At 47.4% G+C, this 568-nt stretch carries 2 rRNA genes; both read left to right on the forward strand.

From position 1 onward, the window contains the following. Positions 1–113, forward strand: a 16S ribosomal RNA gene (locus GTP46_RS29165); the annotation flags it as partial. Between the two features lie 179 nt (positions 114–292). After that, positions 293–568: ribosomal RNA gene (locus GTP46_RS29170) — 23S ribosomal RNA — on the forward strand; the annotation flags it as partial.

Raw genomic sequence — 568 nt, forward strand, 5'->3', positions numbered from 1 at the left:
CAGAAGTAGGTAGCTTAACCGCAAGGAGGGCGCTTACCACGGTAGGATTCGTGACTGGGGTGAAGTCGTAACAAGGTAGCCGTATCGGAAGGTGCGGCTGGATCACCTCCTTTCTAGAGTTTGCAGGTTCTTCGGAACATGCCAAGTGCTCACACTTATCTGCTGTAACGTTCTTTAACAATCTGGAAGAAGTAAAGTTTTATTAAGCGTGTATCGACAGATACATGCTTGGGTAGTAAAACTCATCATCACAAGTAGTAAATGCTTAGACTTATAGCCGTCAAGGTTATAGGGACAAGTGAATAAGTGCACATGGCGGATGCCTTGGCGATTACAGGCGATGAAGGACGTAGTAGCTTGCGATAAGCTGCGGGGAGCTAGCAAACAAGCTTTGATCCGCAGATTTCCGAATGGGGAAACCCACCCTTTTAGGGTATCACCCACTGAATACATAGGTGTGTGAGGCGAACGCGGCGAACTGAAACATCTAAGTAGCTGCAGGAAAAGAAATCAACCGAGATTCCCAAAGTAGTGGCGAGCGAAATGGGAAGAGCCTGTACGTGATAGT

It is taken from the genome of Duganella flavida, from assembly GCF_009857445.1.
GTDB lineage: Bacteria > Pseudomonadota > Gammaproteobacteria > Burkholderiales > Burkholderiaceae_D > Rugamonas > Rugamonas flavida.